The sequence below is a fragment of the Kribbella sp. NPDC020701 genome, from assembly GCF_055562215.1.
The window spans coordinates 249657-269469 of record NZ_JBVHFT010000014.1; the positions used below are offsets into that span (position 1 = coordinate 249657).

Annotated in this window: 22 protein-coding genes; 6 read left to right on the forward strand and 16 right to left on the reverse strand. The window is 67.9% G+C overall.

All coding sequences use genetic code 11. The annotated features are described in order from the left end of the window. Positions 1–21 precede the first annotated feature (21 nt). The 3 genes from ACZ3HV_RS30700 to ACZ3HV_RS30710 are packed head-to-tail and all read left to right on the forward strand — an operon-like array spanning position 22 to position 1198. Positions 22–498, forward strand: a complete 477-nt coding sequence (locus ACZ3HV_RS30700) for a siderophore-interacting protein (RefSeq protein ID WP_465689243.1) — start codon at positions 22–24, stop codon at positions 496–498. Beyond that, complete coding sequence (locus tag ACZ3HV_RS30705; protein WP_465689245.1) at positions 419–730, forward strand: SIP domain-containing protein; 312 nt, start codon at positions 419–421, stop codon at positions 728–730. The genes ACZ3HV_RS30700 and ACZ3HV_RS30705 overlap by 80 nt, the downstream gene beginning before the upstream one ends. A 15-nt stretch (positions 731–745) precedes the next feature. Next, positions 746–1198, forward strand: coding sequence for a GNAT family N-acetyltransferase (locus ACZ3HV_RS30710; RefSeq protein WP_465689247.1), 453 nt, complete (start codon positions 746–748; stop codon positions 1196–1198). On the opposite strand, the gene ACZ3HV_RS30715 is transcribed toward ACZ3HV_RS30710, so the two are convergent. The 9 genes from ACZ3HV_RS30715 to ACZ3HV_RS30755 form a co-directional block, all read right to left on the reverse strand. Beyond that, entirely contained in the window at positions 1182–1799 is a 618-nt protein-coding gene (locus ACZ3HV_RS30715) for a TMEM175 family protein (protein WP_465689249.1), read from the reverse strand. The genes ACZ3HV_RS30710 and ACZ3HV_RS30715 overlap by 17 nt on opposite strands. A gap of 25 nt (positions 1800–1824) precedes the next feature. Next, the gene (gene arfA, locus ACZ3HV_RS30720) at positions 1825–3327 is read right to left on the reverse strand and encodes an arabinosylfuranosidase ArfA (protein WP_465689251.1); all 1503 of its coding nucleotides are present in this window, start codon (positions 3325–3327) and stop codon (positions 1825–1827) included. A 28-nt stretch (positions 3328–3355) separates the two neighbouring features. Further along, positions 3356–4183, reverse strand: coding sequence for a carbohydrate ABC transporter permease (locus ACZ3HV_RS30725; RefSeq protein WP_360371954.1), 828 nt, complete (start codon positions 4181–4183; stop codon positions 3356–3358). Continuing rightward, the gene (locus ACZ3HV_RS30730) at positions 4180–5124 is read right to left on the reverse strand and encodes a carbohydrate ABC transporter permease (protein ID WP_465689253.1); all 945 of its coding nucleotides are present in this window, start codon (positions 5122–5124) and stop codon (positions 4180–4182) included. Before ACZ3HV_RS30730 ends, ACZ3HV_RS30725 begins: the two co-directional genes overlap by 4 nt. A 132-nt stretch (positions 5125–5256) precedes the next feature. Next, positions 5257–6549 (reverse strand): extracellular solute-binding protein, encoded by a 1293-nt coding sequence (locus ACZ3HV_RS30735; protein WP_465689255.1) that lies wholly within the window; start codon positions 6547–6549, stop codon positions 5257–5259. A gap of 110 nt (positions 6550–6659) precedes the next feature. Further along, entirely contained in the window at positions 6660–7670 is a 1011-nt protein-coding gene (locus tag ACZ3HV_RS30740; protein ID WP_465689257.1) for a LacI family DNA-binding transcriptional regulator, read from the reverse strand. Between the two features lie 96 nt (positions 7671–7766). Then, the gene (locus tag ACZ3HV_RS30745; RefSeq protein WP_465689259.1) at positions 7767–7985 is read right to left on the reverse strand and encodes a hypothetical protein; all 219 of its coding nucleotides are present in this window, start codon (positions 7983–7985) and stop codon (positions 7767–7769) included. 69 nt (positions 7986–8054) lie between these two features. Further along, entirely contained in the window at positions 8055–8261 is a 207-nt protein-coding gene (locus ACZ3HV_RS30750) for a hypothetical protein (RefSeq protein ID WP_465689261.1), read from the reverse strand. A 123-nt stretch (positions 8262–8384) separates the two neighbouring features. After that, positions 8385–9428, reverse strand: coding sequence for an aldo/keto reductase (locus tag ACZ3HV_RS30755; protein ID WP_465689263.1), 1044 nt, complete (start codon positions 9426–9428; stop codon positions 8385–8387). A gap of 146 nt (positions 9429–9574) precedes the next feature. On the opposite strand from ACZ3HV_RS30755, the gene ACZ3HV_RS30760 reads away from it, so the two are divergent. The 3 genes from ACZ3HV_RS30760 to ACZ3HV_RS30770 are packed head-to-tail and all read left to right on the forward strand — an operon-like array spanning position 9575 to position 11625. Continuing rightward, positions 9575–10123: an RNA polymerase sigma factor gene (locus ACZ3HV_RS30760; RefSeq protein ID WP_465689265.1), complete on the forward strand. Its 549-nt coding sequence runs from the start codon at positions 9575–9577 to the stop codon at positions 10121–10123. A 9-nt stretch (positions 10124–10132) separates the two neighbouring features. Beyond that, positions 10133–11167 carry an aminotransferase class V-fold PLP-dependent enzyme gene (locus ACZ3HV_RS30765; RefSeq protein WP_465689267.1) on the forward strand — a complete coding sequence of 345 codons (1035 nt, stop codon included), beginning with the start codon at positions 10133–10135 and terminating at the stop codon, positions 11165–11167. 29 nt (positions 11168–11196) lie between these two features. Next, complete coding sequence (locus ACZ3HV_RS30770) at positions 11197–11625, forward strand: MerR family transcriptional regulator (RefSeq protein WP_465689269.1); 429 nt, start codon at positions 11197–11199, stop codon at positions 11623–11625. Here the strand turns inward: ACZ3HV_RS30770 and ACZ3HV_RS30775 are convergent. From ACZ3HV_RS30775 to ACZ3HV_RS30805, 7 genes are all read right to left on the reverse strand, one after another. Then, positions 11622–12122: an SRPBCC family protein gene (locus ACZ3HV_RS30775; protein ID WP_465689271.1), complete on the reverse strand. Its 501-nt coding sequence runs from the start codon at positions 12120–12122 to the stop codon at positions 11622–11624. The two genes, ACZ3HV_RS30770 and ACZ3HV_RS30775, sit on opposite strands and share 4 nt — an antisense overlap. A 65-nt stretch (positions 12123–12187) precedes the next feature. Further along, positions 12188–13060: a formate dehydrogenase accessory sulfurtransferase FdhD gene (gene fdhD, locus ACZ3HV_RS30780; protein ID WP_465689273.1), complete on the reverse strand. Its 873-nt coding sequence runs from the start codon at positions 13058–13060 to the stop codon at positions 12188–12190. Positions 13061–13147: 87 nt separating this feature from the next. Beyond that, positions 13148–14452, reverse strand: coding sequence for a molybdopterin molybdotransferase MoeA (locus tag ACZ3HV_RS30785; protein WP_465689275.1), 1305 nt, complete (start codon positions 14450–14452; stop codon positions 13148–13150). Beyond that, entirely contained in the window at positions 14449–14673 is a 225-nt protein-coding gene (locus tag ACZ3HV_RS30790; protein ID WP_465689277.1) for a formate dehydrogenase subunit delta, read from the reverse strand. Before ACZ3HV_RS30790 ends, ACZ3HV_RS30785 begins: the two co-directional genes overlap by 4 nt. After that, entirely contained in the window at positions 14670–17492 is a 2823-nt protein-coding gene (fdhF, locus tag ACZ3HV_RS30795) for a formate dehydrogenase subunit alpha (protein ID WP_465689279.1), read from the reverse strand. Before fdhF ends, ACZ3HV_RS30790 begins: the two co-directional genes overlap by 4 nt. Before the next feature lie 76 nt (positions 17493–17568). Next, on the reverse strand, positions 17569–19077 hold the full coding sequence (locus ACZ3HV_RS30800) for a formate dehydrogenase beta subunit (RefSeq protein ID WP_465689281.1): 1509 nt from the start codon (positions 19075–19077) through the stop codon (positions 17569–17571). Next, positions 19074–19568 (reverse strand): NAD(P)H-dependent oxidoreductase subunit E, encoded by a 495-nt coding sequence (locus tag ACZ3HV_RS30805; protein ID WP_465689283.1) that lies wholly within the window; start codon positions 19566–19568, stop codon positions 19074–19076. Before ACZ3HV_RS30805 ends, ACZ3HV_RS30800 begins: the two co-directional genes overlap by 4 nt. Between the last annotated feature and the right edge of the window lie 245 nt (positions 19569–19813).

Sequence of the window (19813 nt, forward strand, 5' to 3'; positions counted from 1 at the left end):
AATTGTCGCTGGAGGTGCGCAGTGGGGCATGGCTGGGAAGGCGTGGTGCTCAAGCTGTTCCGCGCGAAGGACTTCACCTTCACCGTGACGGGCGCCGAACAGGTCACCGAGCGCTACCGTCGGGTGCACTTCACCGACGGTGGATTGCTCGCGGCGATCGGGGTGCACCCGACCATGTGGGTGCGGTTGTGGTTCGACAACGCGGGCAAGCCGCACCAGCGCGCGTACACGCTGGTCGATCCGGAGGTCGAGACCGCCACGTTCAGTCTGGAGTTCGCGCTGCACGACGGGTGCGCCAGCGACTGGTCCCGCAAGGCGCAGGCCGGCGACACGATCGAGGCGACCGTGCAGGGGACCGGGTTCGAGGTCCCGGATCCGCTGCCGCAGCGGATGCTGGTGATCGGCGACCCGGCCTCGTTTGCCGGCGATCAACTCGCTGCTCGCGGTCGCGCCGAAGCTGCCGGCGACCATCTGGTTCGAGACCACGCACGACGGTGACCACGCGCTGCCGTTCCGCCTCGACCCCGAGCGTCACGAGCTGCGCACCGTTCCGCGTCCCGAGCTGGTCGACACCCTCAAGGCCGATCTCTCCGAGCTCATCGGCCCGGACGCCTACGTGTGGATCGCCTGCGACACCGCGACCACCCGGGCGCTCACGGCCTACGTCGTGAAGGACCTCGCCGTACCGAAGCACCGGGTGAAGGCGCTCGGCTATTGGAGAGCAGCCTGACGTAGCCTGACGCGCGTGATCAGACCCCTCGACCTGACCGACCAGGCCCTCGCCGAGCGATTGTTGACAATCCAGCACGCCGCGTACGCCGTCGAGGCCGAGCTGATCGGGTTCGACGGGATCCCGCCGCTACAGGAGGATCTGGCCGGCCTGATGGCGTCCACCGAGTATTGGCTCGGCCGGTATGCCGGCGACACCTTGGTCGGCGCGGTCGCCTACGAACTCCCGGACAACGACACCGTCGACATCTCCCGCCTGATCGTCGACCCCGCGCACGCCCGTCGCGGCCACGGACGCGCCCTGCTCGACCACCTCGACCAGCTGGAACCGCGGCCGATCAGCGTCGTCTCCACCGGCTCGGCGAACACGCCGGCGGTCAGCCTCTACAAGTCCCGCGGCTACACCGAGATCGGCCAGGTCGAGATCGCCGCCGGCATCCACCTCACGCAGTTCAGGCGCGTGTCCTGAGCTGCTCGAAGCCGTAGTACACCGCCAGCAGGAAGACGACCAGCAGTGTTGCCCGCGCGGAGATGAAGGACAGCCCGATGCAGGCCGCGTAGATCAAGGTGCCGATCGAGTACCTGAGCAGCGACCTCCGGACCTGCGCGTTCGTCATGTTGTGCTCGACCAGGTGCTTGCGCAGGACGTGCCACCAGATCAGGCTGAACGCGATCGCGGCCAGGGTCAGGTTGGTGCTGTAGACGGCTGCGGCGACGCTGGCGTTGATCGAGTCGTCTCTGAGGTGCTCGGCGAACAGACTGGTCGGGAACGGCAGCAACGTGGCCCACAGCAACAGCAACAGGTTCAGGAACATCAGCCCGCGGTCGGCGCGCTGGATCTGGCGGAACAGCGAGTGATGGTTGACCCACATGACGCCGAGAATCGCGAAGCTGGTCAGATAGGCGGCGAACTGCGGCCACTCGTGCAGCAAGGCCGGCCACAGCCGTTGCCCCTCCTCGAGCTCGGGGTTGTGCAGTTCGAGGACCAGGAGGGTGATCGCGATCGCGAAGACGCCGTCACTGAAGGCTTCCAGACGAGTGGTCTCGGCAAGGTCAGACTGGGTGCTCACGGCCACCCAGTCTGACCCAGCACCATCAGTCCGTCGACAGAGAAAGCGCTGTCCAGCTGATCGCCGGTAGCGTAATGGTCAGCTTGCCGTCGGCGAGTTGCGCCGATTCGAGAGGCTGCGGCGTGACGCGGTCCGGTTGGGTGGCCGAGTTGGTGGCAAGCGGGTCCGCGTCGTGGATGAGGACGGCTTCGTCGACGGTCGTGACGCCGGCCCGGCTGACGTCGATGGTGACCTCGATCGGGCCCTCGGTCGAGCGGTTGACGGCGAAGACCGTGAGCCGGCCCTCGGCGTACGTCGCGACCGCGTCGACGGCCGGGACCTCACCGTGCTTCGTGGTGCTGACAGTCGGCGAGTTCGTCTGCACCTGGAGGACCTGGCCGCCCGCGAGCCGGGAGGTGATCGCGAACGGGTGGAAGGTGGGCTGCCGCCAGGCCGGGCCGCCGGGCTCGGTCATGATCGGCGCGATCACGTTGGCCAGTTGCGCGAGGCAGGCGACCCCGACCCGGTCGCTGTGCCGCAGCAGCGAGATCAGCAGGTTGCCGACGACAACGGCATCGGTGACGTTGTACTCGTCCTCGATCCGCCGCGGCGCGACCTCCCACTGGTCGTGCGGTCCGTCGGTCCGGCGAGACCGTTGGCCGTACCAGACGTTCCACTCGTCGAAGGAGATACCGATCTTCTTGCGGCTCTTCAGCTCCGCGCCGACGTGGTCCGCAGTCGCAACGACGGACTCGATGAAGCGGTCCATGTTCACCGCCGAGGCCAGGAACGACGCCGTGTCGCCGTCGTCGTTGCCGTAGTAGGCGTGGCAGGAGATGTAGTCGACGAAGTCGTACGTCTCCCGCAGGACCTCCCGTTCCCAGGTGCCGAAGAGCGGCATCGCGGACGACGACGAGCCACACGCGACGAGTTCCAGGTCGGGCTCGATCATCCGCATCGCCCGCGCGGTCTCGGCCGCGAGCCGTCCGTACTCCGTCGGTGTCTTGTGGCCGACCTGCCACGGGCCGTCCAGCTCGTTGCCCAGGCACCACAACTTCACGCCGTACGGCGATGCGCCGTGCTGCTCGCGCAGGTCGGACAACGCCGTACCGCCTGGGTGGTTCGAGTACTCCTGGAGGTCGAGCGCCTCCTGGACTCCGCGCGTACCGAGGTTGATCGCCATCATCGGCTCGACGCCGGCCTTGGCACACCAGCGGATGAACTCGTCCAGGCCGAACTCGTTCGTCTCGATGCTGTGCCAGGCGAGGTCGAGCCGGCGCGGCCGTCCTTCGCGCGGGCCGACACCGTCCTCCCAGCGGTAGCCGGAGACGAAGTTGCCGCCGGGGTAGCGGACCACGGAGGCGCCGAGCTCCCGGGTCAGCTCGAGGACGTCCTTGCGGAAACCGTCCTCGTCGGCGGTCGCGTGGCCGGGCTCGTAGATACCGGTGTAGACACACCGGCCCATGTGCTCGACGAAGGTCCCGAAGGTCCGGCGATTGACGGGCGCGATCGTGAAGGCGGGATCGATGGTCAGGGTGGCAGAGGGCACCAGGTTGCTCCTGTCGTGATGGGTGTAATCATCCCTTGATGCCTGCGTCGCCGACACCGCGGACCACATGGCGCTGGAACAGGGCGTAGACGATCAGCAAGGGAAGTCCGCCCAGTACGGCGGATGCCATGATCTGGGCGTAGCGCAGGCCGTAGGAGCCCTGCACGTTGGCGAGACCGACCGGGATCGTCATCATCGACGGGTCGGTGGTCACGATGAAGGGCCAGAGGAAGTTGTTCCAGGCCCCGATGAAGGTGAAGATGCCGACGGCAACGAGGATCGGCCGCGACATCGGCACCATCACGCTCCAGACGATCCGCCACCGGGACGCGCCGTCGACCCGGGCGGCGTCCTCGTAGTCGCGGGAGATGCCGTCGAAGAACTTCTTCAGGACGAACACCATCACCGGCGCGACCACCTGCGGCAACACGATGCCCCAGTAGGTGTCGACCAGGCCGAGCCCGGTCATCTCCTGGAACAGCGGCACGATCAGCACCTGGGGCGGGACCAGGATACCGGCGATGATCAGCCCGAACAGCACCCGCCGGCCGGGGAACCGGGTCCGTGAGAACCCGAAGGCGGCCAGCACCGAGACGAGCAGCGTCAGGCCGGTCACCAGGACGGACACGACACTGCTGTTCAGGAACCAGCGGATCAGGTCACCTTGGTCGATGACGCTGCGGTAGGCGTCCGCGGTCGGTGCGTTGGGCAACCAAGTGATCGGCGACCGGGTCGTCTCCGGCTCCGGCTTGAGCGAGGTGTCCAGGGCCCACAGCAGCGGGACCAGCCACACCACCGCGAGAATCACTGCCCCGACGATGCTCGCCACCTTCGGGAAGGTCCACGTCGTCCTCATTCGCCGGCCTCCTTACGGCCGGAGAACAGTTTGAACTGCAGCAGCGCGACCACCACGATGACCGCGAAGAACATGTACGAGATCGCCGAGGCGTAGCCGATCCGGTAATTGGTGAAGCCGTTCTCGTAGATGTACTGGATGATCGGCCGGGTCGCGAAGTTCGGCCCGCCGTCGGTCATCAGGTAGACCTGGTCGAAGATCTTCAGCGACGCCACCAGTTGCAGTACGACGATCAGCCCGGTGGTCCGGCTCAGCAGTGGCAGCGTGATCCGGAACAGCTGCTGCCGTCCGTTGGCGCCGTCGATCGCGGCCGCCTCGTACACCTGGGCCGGAATCCCTTGCAGAGCGGCCAGATAGAGCAGGAAGTTGAACCCCACGGTCCACCAGACCGTGGTGATCACGATCGCGAGCATGGCCCGGTTCTCGGTGTTCAGCCAGTCGATCTCGGCGAACCCGCCGGCCGTCAGCAGCCCGTTCACCAGTCCGAAGCCGGGCTGGAAGATCCACACCCAGATCAGCGTCACGACGGTGGCCGGGAGGACGAACGGAGCGAAGTACGAGAACCGCAGCAGCCAGCCGAGCAGGCCCTTGCGGTTGGCGAGCAGGGCCATCAGGAGCGCGATGATCACCAGCGGCGGCGTACTCATCGCGGTGAAGACGAAGGTGTTCTTCAGCGACGACCAGACGGCCGGGTCGCCGACCATCTCCCGCCAGTTCTCCAGGCCGAGGAACTGGTGTTTCACCCCGGCCAGACTGGTGTTGAAGAAGCTGTTCCACAGCCCGGAGACGATCGGCCAGAGCAGGAAGACCGCGAACAGCAGCAGGAACGGCGCCACGAAGAACAGCCCGCTCCAACGCTCCTGCCACGGCCGGCCCGCAGCCGGCTTCGCCGCGGCCGGTCGGGTGCTGCTGACGGCACGAGGTGGTGTCTGCACGGTCATGGGGCCTCCCGGCCTGGACTGAGGAACGGAGGGAGCGCAGCGACTGGAGTGACGAGGGAAGGCTGGGAGCCACAGCCCCATGACCCGCCGCGCCGGAGGCGTGGCATCAGTAGAGCCATGATGGGCCTCCTTTCAGACCGGGGACGGGGTGTCGAGCAGCTTTTGGGTGGCCGCCTTGAACTGGGCGAGCGCGGCCTTCGGGGTAGCCTGACCGGTCGCGATCCCGCTGAAGGCGGCCGCGGACTCGTTCTCCAGCTGGGCTCCCGAACCGCTGAACCAGGCGTCCGGGTCGTACAGCACGTTCGGGGCGACGCTGCGGTACTCCGCCTGCGGCTTGAGATCCAGGTACTCCGTGCTCTTCACCACCGGCTGGTACGCCGGGATGTGGCCGCCGGCCGCCCACTCGACGCTGTGCTTCAGCATCCAGGCGATGTACTCGATCGTCGCCTTCGTGTCGTCGGCGTTGCGGTGGGCCTGGTGCGGCAGCACGAAGGTGTGCGAGTCCCCCTGGAACTTCGGTACGTCGTACACGACCGGGAACGGCGCCATGCTGAACGGCATCTTGGCGGTCTGGTACGTCGTGACCTCCCACTCGCCGTTGAAACTCATCCCGGCCTCGCCGTTGGTGAACTGGGCGACCAGGGCCGGGTAGTTCGCGGACCGCGGCGTGAGCCCTTCGGCGGCGAGCTTCGCGATCAGGTCCAGGGCCTCGAGGGCCTTGGCGTCATCGATCACCAACTGCTTGCCGTCTTCGCTGAAGAATCCGCCATCGAGCTGGCCGTACAGCGTGTACCACAGCCGCCACGGGCTGGTGGTGTCGACGGAGACGGCGTACTTGCCGGTGGTCTCCTTGACCGCCCGGAGCATGTCGAGGAACTCGTTCACGCCCTTGACGGCCTTGATCTTGCCGTCTGGTCCGAGCAGCCCGGCCTTCTTGCAGATCTCGGTGTTGTAGTAGAGGACGAACGGGTGCTGGTCGAGCGGAACGGCGTACAGCTTGCCGTCGATCACACAGCGGTCCCAGGTCGCCGGGAGGAAGTCGGACTGGTGCACCCCGGCGGCACTCAGCAGGTCGACCGGGATCGGGTCGAGCATCGTCGTCGGGCTGAATCCCTTCAGCCGCGACATGTGCATGGTCGCGACCTCGGGCGCCCGGCCGCCGGCCGCCGACATCGCGAGCTTGGTGTAGAACGGCGGGCCCCAGGCGAGCGTGGTCGCCTCGAACCGTACGCCGGGGTGTTCGGCGACGTACTGCTGGTGGATCTGCAGCAGGCGGGCACCGTCACCGCCGCCGAACAGATTCCATTCCCGGACCCTGGGTCTGCTGCCGAGGGTGCCGCAACCGGTGAGCGCGAGGGCGCCGAGCATGCCACCAAGTACTGCTCGACGCCGTGGGCGGAAGGGCGGAGGGGAGTCGTCAAGCATCTGCGTGTCCTCCAGGCGGGGGTGGGGACAGGGACTTCTACATCGGTGTACTACATCGGTGTAGAGAGGATGCCCGAGAGGCCGGGAAGCGTCAATAGTTCAGGGTTTGATCAGTCCGTGCCGAGCGTGGATTCACGGGTGTGCAGCTTGTACGGCGCGACGATCTCCACGTGCTCAGAGTCGTCCCCGGCCATCCGCCGGACCAACAGGTCGACCGCGGTCCGGGCGATGTCGACACGGTTCGGATCGACCGTGGTCAGGGTCGGGCTGCTGTAGCTGGCCTCGTCGATGTTGTCGAAGCCGGCCACCGCGACGTCGTCCGGGATCCGGAGCCCGTGCGCGGCGAGGGCCCGGACCGCGCCGAGCGCCAGCGTGTCGTTGAGGGCGAGGACCGCGTCGAACTTCTGGCCGGTCGCGAGCAGCACCTCCATCGCGTCCGCTCCACTCGACCGGTGCCACTTCCCTCCGGACACGGCCAGATCCGCCGGTACGGGTACGCCGTACTCCGCGAGTGTCTCGGCGTAGGCGCCGTACCGGATGGCCGCGGTGCCGACCTGTTCGCCGGGGCGGATGCCGATCACCGCGATCTTGCGCCGGCCCTGGTCGAGCAGGTGCCGGACGACGGCCTTGGTGCCCTCGACGTTGTCGATCATCACGTGGTCGACCGGGCCGTGGAAGATCCGCTCGCCGAGCAGCACCATCGGCGTCGGCGTTCGCAGCTGCTCGACGTCCTCGGGGCCGAGGCCGAGCGGGCTGTACAGCAGGCCGTCGACCAGGTGGCCGCGCGGCCGGGCCAGCGCGGTCAGCTCTCGGTCGCGGTCGGCGCCGGTGGTCTCGATCATCACCGTCAGTCCGTGCTCGCCGGCGGCCGCGATCGCCGCATCGGCGAGCTCGGCGAAGTACGGGTTGCTCAGCTCGGGGACGGCGAGCGCGATGATGCCGGTCCGGCCGGACTTCAGGTTCCGGGCCGAGATGTTCATCTGGTAGCCGAGGGCGTCGATCGAGGCGAGCACCTTGGTCCGGGTCTCCTCGCGGATGTACGGATACCCGTTCATCACGTTGGAGACGGTCTTCGGCGACACCCCGGCATGCTGGGCCACGTCCCGCATCGTCACCGCCACGACATCACCCCCAAGGTCATGAGCACACACGGTAGTGCACGCGGCCGGCTGTCGCCGTCGGCCGCGCGCTCGCTCGCCGCTGGAGGGTCGCTCCGGTCAGCTGTCCGCCGGCTCCTCCGCCGGTTCCTCCGGGGGTGCCTTGTGGGGCGGGCGCCGGGGTGGGTTGGGCTGCGGTCCGAGGGATTTGCCACCGGGGTGGTCGGGGATCTCGCCGTCGTAGTTGGTCAGCTCGAGGCCTTCCTCCTGCAGCGTCTCGTCGATCACCGGGGACGGCTCTTCGCCGGGATCCCATCTACCGGGTCTGCGGACAGTCATGACACCCTCCCTGGGACGTGTTTGCACTCCACGGTACGACGGCGCCGTCCCGGCGTCAGAATGTCGGCGTCACACGCCGTACGGCGGGCGGTTGAGCGGGGTGAGCGTGATACCTGCCTGGACGGCCTTGCTCAGGATGGCCGGCTCGGGGCGGCCGAGGCGGAGGCCGATCAGCGACGGCGAGAGATTCGCCGCGGCGAGCTGCTTCAACGTACTGACTTCTCGGGCGGTCCAGGGCTCCTCTGCGTTGCGGATGGACAGAGGCAGGGGTGTCATCGCTCTCACTTCTTTCTTCGGTTGACGATCTCCCGGTGCCCAGCCGGGCTCTGTCAAAAACTAACTACCGTCTGTTGCGGACCAGGGCATCTTGTGAGACGCCCTGGTCCGACGGGAAGTTCGTCAGCGGTCGGGGATCGGGCGGCGGCGGGTGGTGGGATTGGTGAGGGACGGGGGTCGCCAGGCGGCGTCGGTGTCCCAGAGGTCGGTGCCTGGGGGGACGATCTCGTCGATCTGGTCGAGGGTCGAGTCGTCCAGGGTGAGGTCGGCGCCCTTGAGGAGGCCGTCGAGTTGTTCCATCGTGCGGGGTCCGCTGATCACCGACGTGACCGCCGGATGCGTGGTGACGAAGGCCATCGCCAGTTCCGGGAGTGACACCCCGACGCCCTCGGCAACCTCGATCAGACGCTCGACGGCGTCGTACTTCGCGGCGTTGGCGGGCAGCGACGGGTCGAAGCGGTGCGGTGCGATGGCGGCCCGGCCGGAGGTGAGGTCGACCGGCTGATCCTTGCGGATCTTGCCGGACAGGAATCCGAACGCGAGCGGGCTCCAGGTGAGCACCCCCATCCACAGCCGCTGGCACGTCGGCAGCAGCGAACGCTCGACCCCGCGACCGATCATCGAGTACGGCGGTTGCTCGGTGCGGAAACGTCCGTACCCACGCCGTTCGGACACGTGGTACGCCTCCACGATGTCCTCGGCCGGGAACGTCGAGCACCCGAACGCACGGATCTTCCCAGCGCTGACCAGGTCGGTCAGCACCCAGAGCGTCTCCTCGATGTCCGTCGTGTCATCAGGCCGGTGCACCTGGTAGAGATCGATCCAGTCGGTGTCGAGCCGGCGCAGGCTGTCCTCGACCGCGCGGGTGATCCACCGCCGGGAGTTCCCGCTGCGGTTGCGGCTGTCGTCGTGCAACGGGAAGTGCACCTTGGTCGCGAGGATCACGTCGTCCCGGCGCCCCTTGAGCGCCTTGCCGACGATCTCCTCGGACTCGCCGGTGGAGTACATGTCCGCGGTGTCGACGAAGTTGATGCCCTGGTCGAGGGCGGCGTGGATGATCCGGACACAGTCCTCGTGGTCGGGGTTCCCGACCGCGCCGAACATCATCGCGCCGAGACAGTGCGCACTGACCTCGATCCCGGTCCCACCCAGCGTGCGATAGCGCATGTAACAGCTCCTAGCGTTCCGTTCGTTGTGCCCGGAACGCTAGGAGCTAGAGCCCGGTCTAGGTCAACCCATAGGTAGGTGGGCCCAGCGAATAGGTGATCGCCACCGATGTGGGCAGGTAGTGGCCGCGCCGAGCATGGGATTCCATGACGACCTTGATGGAACAGGAGACGCTGGGGGAGCGCTTTCGGGTCGGCGACGGGGTGGCGATGCACGAACTGTACGAGCGCTACTCCGCGCCGATGGACGCGACCGCGCTCACCCTGCTCGGAAATCGTGAGCACGCGGCGGACGCCGTACAGCGGGCTTTCGTGCAGGCGTGGCGGGCGGCCGACCGGTTCGACCCGGCGCGCGAGCTGAAGCCGTGGCTCTACGCGATCACGCGCCGGGCGGCGGTGGACATCTATCGGCGGGAACGGCGTACCCAGCAGCAGTTGACCTTCGACCCGGCGACCGAAACCGTGGTCACGGAGGCGCCGAACATCGTGGCGGTCTGGCAGGCCGGGCAGGTGCAGGCGGCGCTCGAGCGGTTACGGCCGGGGGAGCGCCAGGTGCTGCGACTCGCGTACTACGACGACTTGACCCAGACCGAGATCGCGCAAGTACTCGGTGTCCCGCTCGGCACGGTCAAGAGCCGCACGGCCCGGGCTCAGCGGCGGTTGGCGACCCTGCTTGCGCATCTGCGTGACACGTAGGGTGGGGCAATGGACTTCGCGGAGCTTTGGGATCCGGAGCCGGGCTGGCTCAACACGGCCTCGTACGGGTTGCCGCCGCGACCGGCCTGGGAGGCGCTGCAGGCCGCGCTGTCCGACTGGCGGGTCGGCGCGACGAGCTGGGAGCCGTGGGACGAGTCGACGACCCGGGCTCGCGAATCGTTCGCGCGGCTGGTCGGTGCGGACGCCACCGATGTGTTCGTGGGCAGCACGGTCTCCGCTGCCTTGGTGCCCATCGCGGCGGCGTTGCCGGACGGGGCGAAGGTACTGACCGACGACGTCGAGTTCACGTCGAACGTGTTCCCGTGGCAGGTGCACGCGGACCGTGGCGTCGAGGTGGTCGCCGTACCGGGGGATGAGCTGGTGGCCGCGATCCGGCCGGGCACCGACCTGGTTGCGGTGAGTGCGGTCCAGTCGTCCACGGGCGCTGTCCTCGACCTGGCCGCGGTTGTTGCCGCCAGCACGGAGATCGGCGCGCTGCTGGTGATCGACGCCAGCCAGGCGCTGGGCTGGCTGCCGGTCGGTGTGGACGGCGTCGATGTGCTGATCGCCCACACGTACAAATGGTTGATGTCGCCACGCGGTGCGACCATCGGCTATCTCTCGCCGCGGTTGCAGGAGCGCTGCCGTCCGTCGGCCGCCGGGTGGTACTCCGGTGCTCAGGTGCACGACTCGTACTACGGGACGCGGATGGAACTCGCTCCCGGCGCGCGCAAGTTCGATCAGTCGCCGGCCTGGTTCAGCTTCGTCGGCGCGGCGCCCGCACTCGAGCTCGTCGAGCAGATGGGCGTCGAGACGATCCAACGGCACAACCTGGACCTGGCGAACGAGTTCCGCGCCGGTCTCGGGCTGCCGCCGGGCGATTCCGCGATCGTCAGTACGTCGCTGCCGGGCGCGAAAGAGGCGTTCGAGGCAGCCGGGATCCGCGCGGCCGTCCGGGACGGAAAGCTGCGCGCGTCGTTCCACATCTACACGACCCTCGCCGACGTCCATCAGGCGCTCACCGCCCTGAAACCACTGCTCTGAGAGCTGGTTGCGGGGTTAGGGTGCCGCGTATGGACGCTGGACTGAGTATCGGGCAGGTGGCGGAGCGGACCGGGCTGAGCGTGCACGCCTTGCGGTTCTACGAGCGTGAGGGTTTGCTGGCAGACGCCGTACGGCGGGAGTCGAACGGCCGGCGCGTCTACACCGAGGACGATGTCGACTGGCTGGACATGTGCATCAAGTTCCGCTCGTCGGGGATGCCGCTGGACACGATCCGCAAGTACACCGAACTCGTCCGGCAGGGTCCTGGCAACGAGCAGGAGCGTCTGGCCCTGCTGCGCGGCCACCAGGAGTATGTCGCGGCCCAGATCCATGAACTCAACGAGTGCCTGAACGTCATCACCTACAAGGTCACCATCTACGAAGAGCACGTGGCCGAAGGCACCGCCGACTCCCTGTGGGTGGCCCCGTCCACCACGAAGGCCAGCGAAGCCTCCTAGCCGCCGAGCGTCGTCTGCATGGCCAGCAGAGTCGTGCGCATGTTGGCGGACAATTGGTCGAGGCGTCCCTGGATCATCTCGGCAGCCCGGTCCGAATGCAGCCGAACGCCTTCCCGCATCCCGCTGTCTCCAGGCCCGTGGGTGAATCTCTGCTTCACCAGAGTGGTCGCGCCCTGCGCCTCGAGCTGGTACTCCCAGTGTGCGAACGGCACCTCCTCATCGCCGTACACATCCCAGCCGAACCGCCAGGGCTCATCGGCAACCGTCACCACGCAGGACACGTAGGTCTCCAGCCCGTCCCGGAACCGATTCCGCGCCTCGAACCGCGCGCCTGCGACCACCGCGTCCGCGCCATCCAGCCAGGCGCCGTAGTAGCACTCCGGGCTCCACTCGCCGTACCGGTCGATGGCCGTGATCCCCGTCCAGACGGTCTCGACCGGCAGCGTCAGCAACACCTCTGCTCCGGTGGTAGCACCGGTCACTCCGTAGTCATCCATGCAAGTCACGTCGGCACCGATTCCCGCACCTCGACATTTCGCTGTGGATGGGCAACAGCTACCGGTCACAACGGCGGCTGCACGGCGTGACCTTCCTGCCGGCCTTGCAACGCCGGTGTGGTGATGCGGTCGGGGCGGCTGTAGAGGTTCATGCTGCCGTTGCGGATGAACCCGGCCAGGGTCAGGCCGGATTCGGCGGCGAGGTCGATGGCCAGCGAGCTGGGCGCGGAGACGGCGCCAAGGACGGGGATGCCGGCCATGACGGCCTTCTGGGCCAGCTCGAACGAGGTACGGCCGGAGACGATGAGGATCAGGCCGCGGGCCGGGATGTGGTCGTTCAGCAGAGCCCAGCCGACGACCTTGTCGACGGCGTTGTGCCGGCCGACATCCTCGCGGACGACGAGGAGGTCGCCCTCCGAGGTGAACAGGCCGGCCGCGTGCAGTCCGCCGGTACGGTCGAACACCTGCTGCCTGGTCCGGAGTGCGTCCGGGAGGCCCGCGAGTACGTCGTACCGGACCTGGACGTCGTCGTCGGCCGGGGAGAAGCGGGTTTTCGTTCGTACTGCGTCCAGTGAAGCCTTGCCGCAGACACCGCAGGACGAGGTCGTGTAGAAGTTGCGCTCGACGCCCGTGACGGGTGCTGGGACGCCGGGGGCGAGGCCGAGATCGAGGACGTTGTAGGTGTTGCGGCCCTCGTCGTCGCGGGAGTCGCAGTACCGGGCGTCGCGGATGTCGTCGACGCTGCCGATCACGCCCTCGGTGTGCAGGAACCCGTGCGCGAGCTCGACGTCGTGGCCTGGAGTGCGCATGGTGACGGCGAGCGCTTTGCCGTCGACGCGGAGCTCGAGTGGTTCCTCGACCGCGATCGAGTCCGGGCGGGAGCGGTCGCCGGTCGGGGTGATGCGGACGACCGGGCGGCGGGCGATCAGCCGGCCCACGGGCGGGCTCCGGGGTCGAGGGGGAGCAGGCGGGCGGTTAGACGGTCCATGGCCGGGCTCCGGGGTCGAGGGGGAGCAGGCGGGCGGTTAGACGGTCCATGGCCGGGCTCCGGGGTCGAGGGGGAGCAGGCGAGCCGCGATCGCTTCGGACGGGCCGGGGTCGACGACTGCGAGCGCGTCGGCGGCCGCGGCGCCGCGGAGCATGGCGGAACCACCGTGGCCCACCGGAACGGCGCCTTGTGGGGTGAGGCGGACGGGGACGAGGCGGGTGCTGGTCGGGTGGCAGGCGAGTCCGCCCGGGACGGGGGCTCTCGTCAGCGTGGGCAAGGGGAGGCCGCGCATCCGGCTGATCGTGGCGACGCTGAGCGTGAGGAAGGCGACGAGGGCAGCGAACGGGTTGCCCGGCAGGCCGAGCACCAGGCGACCGTCGGCAAGCTGCGCCAGCGCCTGCGGGTGACCCGGCCGGCACGCCACCCCATCGACAATCAGCTCGGCTCCCAGCGCCGCCAGCGCCGGCCGCAGGTGATCCGCGGGCCCAGCCGCCGAGGACCCGGAAACGAGGATCAGATCCGCCTCGGTGTCGCTCAGAGCGCGGACCAGCTCGTCCCGAGAGTCCGGCAAATGCCGCACGGGGGAACCTGACGCTCCCGGCACGGGGTTCACGGGGGCGCCGTGCGCGCCCGCCCGGCGGATCAGGCCGGGCAGCATCGGGCCGATCGCGTCCCGTACTCGGCCTGGTCCTGACGGTCCGCGGTGCACGAGTTCATCGCCGGTGACGAGGGCGGCGATTCGCGGTGGCGGGATGACGGTCAGCCGGTCGAGCCCTACCGCGGCAGCCAGCCCAAGCACCGCGGGGTCGACCACCACTCCCGCAGGAAGCAGTTGCTCGCCGGCCGCACATTCCTCACCCGCTCGCCGGATATGCCGACCCTCCTCGGCCGGCCCGTGCAGCCGATCCCCAACCACCACAGCATCCTCGGACCGCATCACCGACGAGGCACCCGACGGCACCGCGGCCCCTGTGACAATCCCGCACGCCTCACCATCCGCCAGCACCACACCCGCCGCACAGCTCACCCCAATGCGACCAACCACCTGCCACGGTCCCGCACCACAAACGGCGTACCCATCCATAGCCGCCCGATCCACCGGCGGCACATTCCCCACCGAAACCAACGGAGTGGCCAGCACACCCCCCTCAGCCTCACCCAACCCCCGAGAAACCACCCGCCCCGGCCGCCCTGCGGCATGCGCCAGTTCCCGAGCCACATCCCACGGCAGAGCGTCCCGCCGCGCCCGAAGGCCGAGGCCCTCGGAAGGCTTTCGGGCCAGGCCGGCCTCCACCTGCCGCCGGCCTCCGGCGCCTTCGCCGTCGGGCGTTGGCTGGCTCACTGGGCGGCTGCCAGTTGTTGGGCTGCCAGGGCGGCCACGGGGTCGAGGTCTTCGGCGCCGGCTTCTACGTGGGCTATCAGGGCCTTCTTCATGCGGGGGTCCCAGACCGCCTTCAGGTGGGTGGCGATCGCGGTGGCGGCTTCGGTCGGGGGCCGGTGTGCGAACTGGGCCGCGATCTCGTTCGCCAGCCGCACGTACGGCGGGATCGTAGCCCCGCTCATCGGCTACCACCAGCGATAACTGGTTCGCGTTCCGCAGCGGTCGCGACCGAGTCGGGGAGCAGGTCGACCTGCACCGCGGTCACCTTGTACTCCGGGCAGTTCGTCGCCCAGTCGGAGTTGTCGGTCGTGATCACGTTCGCCCCGGTGACCGGGTGGTGGAAGGTCGTGTAGCAGACCCCGACCGGCATCCGCCCGGACAGCTTCGCCCGCAGCGTCGTCCGCCCGACCCGGCTCGACAGCGCGACCGTGTCACCGTCCTCGATCCCGCGTACCTCGGCGTCGTGCGGGTGGATCTCGAGAATGTCTTCGGGATGCCACGCGACATTCGCCGTACGCCGGGTCTGCGCACCCACGTTGTACTGCGAGAGGATCCGCCCGGTGGTGAGGATCAGCGGGAACTTCCGCGTCGACCGCTCCGACGTCGGCACGTACACGGTCTCCATGAACCGCCCCTTACCCCGGGTGAACTCGTCCTCGTGCATGATCGGCGTGCCGTCGGGGTGCTCGAGGTTGCACGGCCACTGGATCGACCCGGCCTCGTCCAGCCGATCGAACGAGACACCCATGAACGTCGGCGTGGTGACCGCGATCTCGTCCATGATCTGCGCGGCCGAGTCGTAGTGCATCGGGTAGCCCATCGCCTGGGCGATCTCGCAGATGATCTCCCACTCCTGCTTGCCGGTCTTCGGCGCCATGATCGGCCGGACCCGGTTGATCCGCCGCTCGGCGTTCGTGAACGTACCGTCCTTCTCCAGGAACGATGTCCCCGGCAACAACACGTGCGCGAACTTCGCCGTCTCGTTGATGAACAGGTCCTGTACGACGAGCAGGTCGAGAGCACCGAGTGCCGCGAAGACATGCTGCGTGTTCGGATCCGACTGTGCGATGTCCTCACCCTGTACGAACAACGCCTTGAACGATCCGTCGATCGCCGCGTCGAACATGTTGGGGATTCGCAGTCCCGGTTCGTTCAGTAGCGGCGTACCCCAGAGCTTCTCGTAGACCTCGCGGACGCCGTCGTCGGACACGTGCCGGTAGCCGGGCAGTTCGTGCGGGAACGAGCCCATGTCGCACGAGCCCTGCACGTTGTTCTGCCCACGCAGGGGGTTCACGCCGACACCGCGGCGGCCGATGTTGCCAGTGGCCATCGCGAGGTTGGCCATGCCCATCACCATCGTCGAGCCCTGGCTGTGCTCGGTGACGCCGAGACCGTAGTAGATCGCTGCGTTCCCGCCGGTCGCGTACAGCCGGGCGGCCGCGCGGATCTCCTCGGCCGGTACGCCGCTGAGCTCGGCGACCGCTTCGGGACTGTGCTCGGGTCGCGCGATGAACGCCTCCCACGACTCGAAGTCCTCACACCTATTGTCGACAAAAGGACGATCGACAAGGCCTTCGGTGACCACGACGTGGGCAATCGCGTTGATGATCGCGACGTTCGTCCCGGGTGCGAGCCGCAGGTGATGAGCGGCCTCGATGTGCGGCGAGCGGACCAGGTCGATCGTGCGCGGGTCGATCACGATCAGCTGGGCGCCCTGCCGGAGCCGCTTCTTCATCCGGGATGCGAAGACCGGGTGCGCGTCGGTCGGGTTCGCGCCGATCACCAGGATCACATCGGCCTCGTCGACCGACTTGAAGTCCTGCGTGCCGGCCGATTCACCGAACGTCTGCTTGAGCCCGTAGCCCGTCGGCGAGTGGCAGACCCGTGCACACGTGTCCACGTTGTTGTTGCCGAAGACCGCGCGCACCATCTTCTGAACGGCGTACACCTCTTCGTTGGTGGTCCGCGACGAGGTGATCGCGCCGATGGACCCCTGGCCGTACGACGCCTGGATCTCGCGCAACCGGCGAGCCGTGAACGAGATCGCCTCGTCCCAGGACACCGTCCGCCACTCGTCCTCGATCGTGTCCCGCACCATCGGTTCGAGCACGCGGTCCGGGTGGCTCGCGTACCCGAAGGCGAAGCGGCCCTTCACACACGAGTGGCCCTCGTTCGCGCCGCCGTTCTTGTACGGCACCATCCGGACCAGCTCGTCACCGCGGAGCTCGGCCTTGAACGAGCACCCGACACCGCAGTACGCGCACGTGGTCACGACCGATCGCGTAGGCATGCCCAGCTCGACCACCGACTTCTCCTGCAGCGTCGCGGTCGGGCAGGCCTGGACGCACGCGCCACACGACACGCAGTCGGAGTCGAAGAACGACACCCCGGCACCCGCGGCGACCTTCGAATCAAAGCCACGCCCCTCGATCGTCAGCGCCAGCGTCCCTTGTACTTCGTCACACGCGCGGACGCACCGCGAACACGCGATGCACTTGGACGCCTCGAAGTCGAAGTACGGGTTGGAGCTGTCGGTCGGCAGATCCATGTGGTTCGCGCCCGCCTCGACGCCGGATCCGTACCGTACTTCGCGGAGTCCGGTGACACCGGCCATGTCCTGCAGTTCACAGTCACCATTGGCCGAGCACGTCAGGCAGTCCAGGGGGTGGTCGGAGATGTACAGCTCCATGACGCCGCGACGGAGTTTGCCGAGCCGCTCGTTCTGCGTCCGGACCACCATGCCGTCCGCGACGGGCGTCGTACAGGAGGCCGGCGTACCGCGCACGCCGTCGATCTCGACCACGCACAACCGGCACGACCCGAATGCCTCCAGGTTGTCGGTCGCGCACAACTTCGGTACGTCGACCCCGGCCTGCTTCGCCGCCCGCATCACCGACGTAGCTGGTGGGACCTTCACCGCGACCCCGTCGACGATCAGCTCGATGGTGGCCTCGCCCGCGCGGGCCGGCGTACCGAAGTCGGGTTCCTTGAGCAAGCTCATCGGCGTCCTCGCTTCGCTCCGGGCGCCGATGAGGCACTTAGGGGGCTGTATTGAATGATGAACTCGCTTCGCTCGTTCATGCGTTGAAGTCCTCTCCGAAGTGGCGGACGGCGCTTTGGACTGGCATCGGGGTGAGGCCGCCCATCGCGCAGAGGGAGCCGTCGGTCATGAGATCGCACAGGTCGTCGAGGAGAACAAGGTTCTTCTGGCGGTCCTCGCCGGCCACGATCCGGTCGATGGTCTCGACGCCGCGGACCGCGCCGACCCGGCACGGGGTGCACTTGCCGCACGACTCGGCCGCGCAGAACTCGAACGTGAACCGGGCCATCGACGCCATGTCGACGGTCTCGTCGAACACCACGATCCCGCCGTGCCCGACCATCGCGCCGGCCGCCGCGAACGCCTCGTAATCCATCGGCAAATCGAATTGCTCGACCGGCAGGTAAGCCCCCAGTGGCCCACCCACCTGGACCGCCCGCACCGGCCGTCCGGACGACGTACCGCCGCCGAAGTCGTTCACCAGTTCGCCGAGCGTGATGCCGAAGGCGGTCTCGACGATGCCGCCGCGGGCGACGTTCCCGCCCAGCTGAAAGACGCTCGTACCGAGCGATCTTCCGGTCCCGTACGCGGCGTACGCTTTGGCGCCATTGGCAAGGATCGTCGGGACTGTCGCCAAGGACAACACGTTGTTGACCACGGTCGGGCGGCCGAAGAGCCCTTCCAGAGCGGGGATCGGCGGCTTCGCGCGTACCATCCCGCGTTTGCCTTCGAGACTCTCCAGCATCGAGGTCTCTTCACCACAGATGTACGCACCCGCGCCGACCCGGACATGCAGGTCGAAGCCGAACCCTGAGCCAAGGATGTCCGGCCCCAACCAGCCCTTCGCCCGCGCGATCTCGATCGCGGCCTTCAAGGTCGCGACCGCATCCGGGTACTCCGAGCGCAGGTAGACATACCCTTCCGACGCCCCCACGGCGTACGCCGCGATCGTCATGCCCTCGATCAGCGTGAACGGATCGCCCTCGATCAGCATCCGGTCCGCGAATGTACCCGAGTCGCCCTCATCCGCGTTACAGCAAACGAACTTCAGATCCGCCTGCGCACCGAGCACGGTCCGCCACTTGATCCCGGTCGGAAACCCGGCACCGCCTCGCCCGCGCAGCCCCGAGTCGACCACGGTCTCGACCACCTCGGCCGGGGCCATGGCAAGTGCTTGCCTCAGGCCCGTATTCCCGCCGTACGACGTGTAGTCCTCGGCGGACAGTGGATCGATCACTCCGACCCGCCCAAACGTCAACCGCTGCTGCCGTTTCATCCACGGCAACTCCTCCACCAGCCCCAGGTGCGCGCCCGTACCTTGCAGCATTCCGGCCGCGATCAACCCATCGACGTCCTCCGGAGCCACCGGTCCGTAACCGACGCGGCCTTCGGGTGTCTCCACCTCGACCAGAGGCTCAAGCCACAACATGCCACGCGAACCGGTGCGGACGATCTCCACTTCACCCCGGACCGCAGCAATCCGTTCCGCGACCTCATCCGCACCGACCGACCGCGCCGCGGAGTCCCTAGGCACATAGACCTTCATCGAGCCTCCCCAAGCAAGGCGTCGAGCCGTGCCGCCGTGACCCGCCCGTGCAACTTCTCCCCGACCTGCACCGCCGGCCCCAGTGCGCAGTTCCCGAAGCAGAAGATCTCGTCGAGCGTGATCCGCCCGTCGTACGTCGTCTCGCCAAACCCGCACCCGGTCACACGCTTCGCGTGCTCAGCCAGCTCAACAGCCCCCACCGACCGGCAAGCCTCGGCCTGACAGATCCCCACAGTCGTCCGCCCACCCGCCGTACGCCGGAAGTCCTTGTAGAACGTGACCACTCCATGCACCTCAGCCACGGACAGGTTGAGCACGTCCGCAATCACAGCCACATCATCCTGAGCGACGTACCCCAGTTCCTCCTGCACCGCGTGCAAAACCGGCATCAACGCCCCACGAAGCCCCCGCAACTCAGTGGCAATCTCACGCACCCGCACCGCACGCCCAGGCCCCGGGACGAAAGCACCGGCCACAACCTCGCTAACCATGTATACAATATTCCGCCGCCCCCACCACCCCGGTCAAAGCATTCCTGCCTATGACCTGATAGCCCCCACCTATCAACCACCCACCCCCAAGCACCCCGGCCCACTACCGCGGTTGCCGACACGCCGATTCGTTGGACCCGGATCCACGACTCCGGCAATCCCCTGAAACCGTAGAGACTTGAGATTTGTTGTTTCGGTTGGCCTCTCCCGCTGGTTGGCTGGGGAGCTCGCCCGGAGTCGGGGTC

Bases quoted from the DNA above. Each gene is read 5' to 3' on its own strand.
- ACZ3HV_RS30725 (WP_360371954.1), bottom strand. From the start codon at position 4,183: ATGAGGACGACGTGGACCTTCCCGAAGGTGGCGAGCATCGTCGGGGCA.
- ACZ3HV_RS30730 (WP_465689253.1), bottom strand. From the start codon at position 5,124: ATGACCGTGCAGACACCACCTCGTGCCGTCAGCAGCACCCGACCGGCC.
- ACZ3HV_RS30735 (WP_465689255.1), bottom strand. From the start codon at position 6,549: ATGCTTGACGACTCCCCTCCGCCCTTCCGCCCACGGCGTCGAGCAGTA.
- ACZ3HV_RS30745 (WP_465689259.1), bottom strand. From the start codon at position 7,985: ATGACTGTCCGCAGACCCGGTAGATGGGATCCCGGCGAAGAGCCGTCC.
- ACZ3HV_RS30750 (WP_465689261.1), bottom strand. From the start codon at position 8,261: ATGACACCCCTGCCTCTGTCCATCCGCAACGCAGAGGAGCCCTGGACC.
- ACZ3HV_RS30755 (WP_465689263.1), bottom strand. From the start codon at position 9,428: ATGCGCTATCGCACGCTGGGTGGGACCGGGATCGAGGTCAGTGCGCAC.
- ACZ3HV_RS30760 (WP_465689265.1), top strand. From the start codon at position 9,575: ATGACGACCTTGATGGAACAGGAGACGCTGGGGGAGCGCTTTCGGGTC.
- ACZ3HV_RS30765 (WP_465689267.1), top strand. From the start codon at position 10,133: ATGGACTTCGCGGAGCTTTGGGATCCGGAGCCGGGCTGGCTCAACACG.
- ACZ3HV_RS30770 (WP_465689269.1), top strand. From the start codon at position 11,197: ATGGACGCTGGACTGAGTATCGGGCAGGTGGCGGAGCGGACCGGGCTG.
- ACZ3HV_RS30775 (WP_465689271.1), bottom strand. From the start codon at position 12,122: ATGGATGACTACGGAGTGACCGGTGCTACCACCGGAGCAGAGGTGTTG.
- ACZ3HV_RS30790 (WP_465689277.1), bottom strand. From the start codon at position 14,673: ATGAGCGGGGCTACGATCCCGCCGTACGTGCGGCTGGCGAACGAGATC.
- fdhF (WP_465689279.1), bottom strand. From the start codon at position 17,492: ATGAGCTTGCTCAAGGAACCCGACTTCGGTACGCCGGCCCGCGCGGGC.
- ACZ3HV_RS30800 (WP_465689281.1), bottom strand. From the start codon at position 19,077: ATGAAGGTCTATGTGCCTAGGGACTCCGCGGCGCGGTCGGTCGGTGCG.
- ACZ3HV_RS30805 (WP_465689283.1), bottom strand. From the start codon at position 19,568: ATGGTTAGCGAGGTTGTGGCCGGTGCTTTCGTCCCGGGGCCTGGGCGT.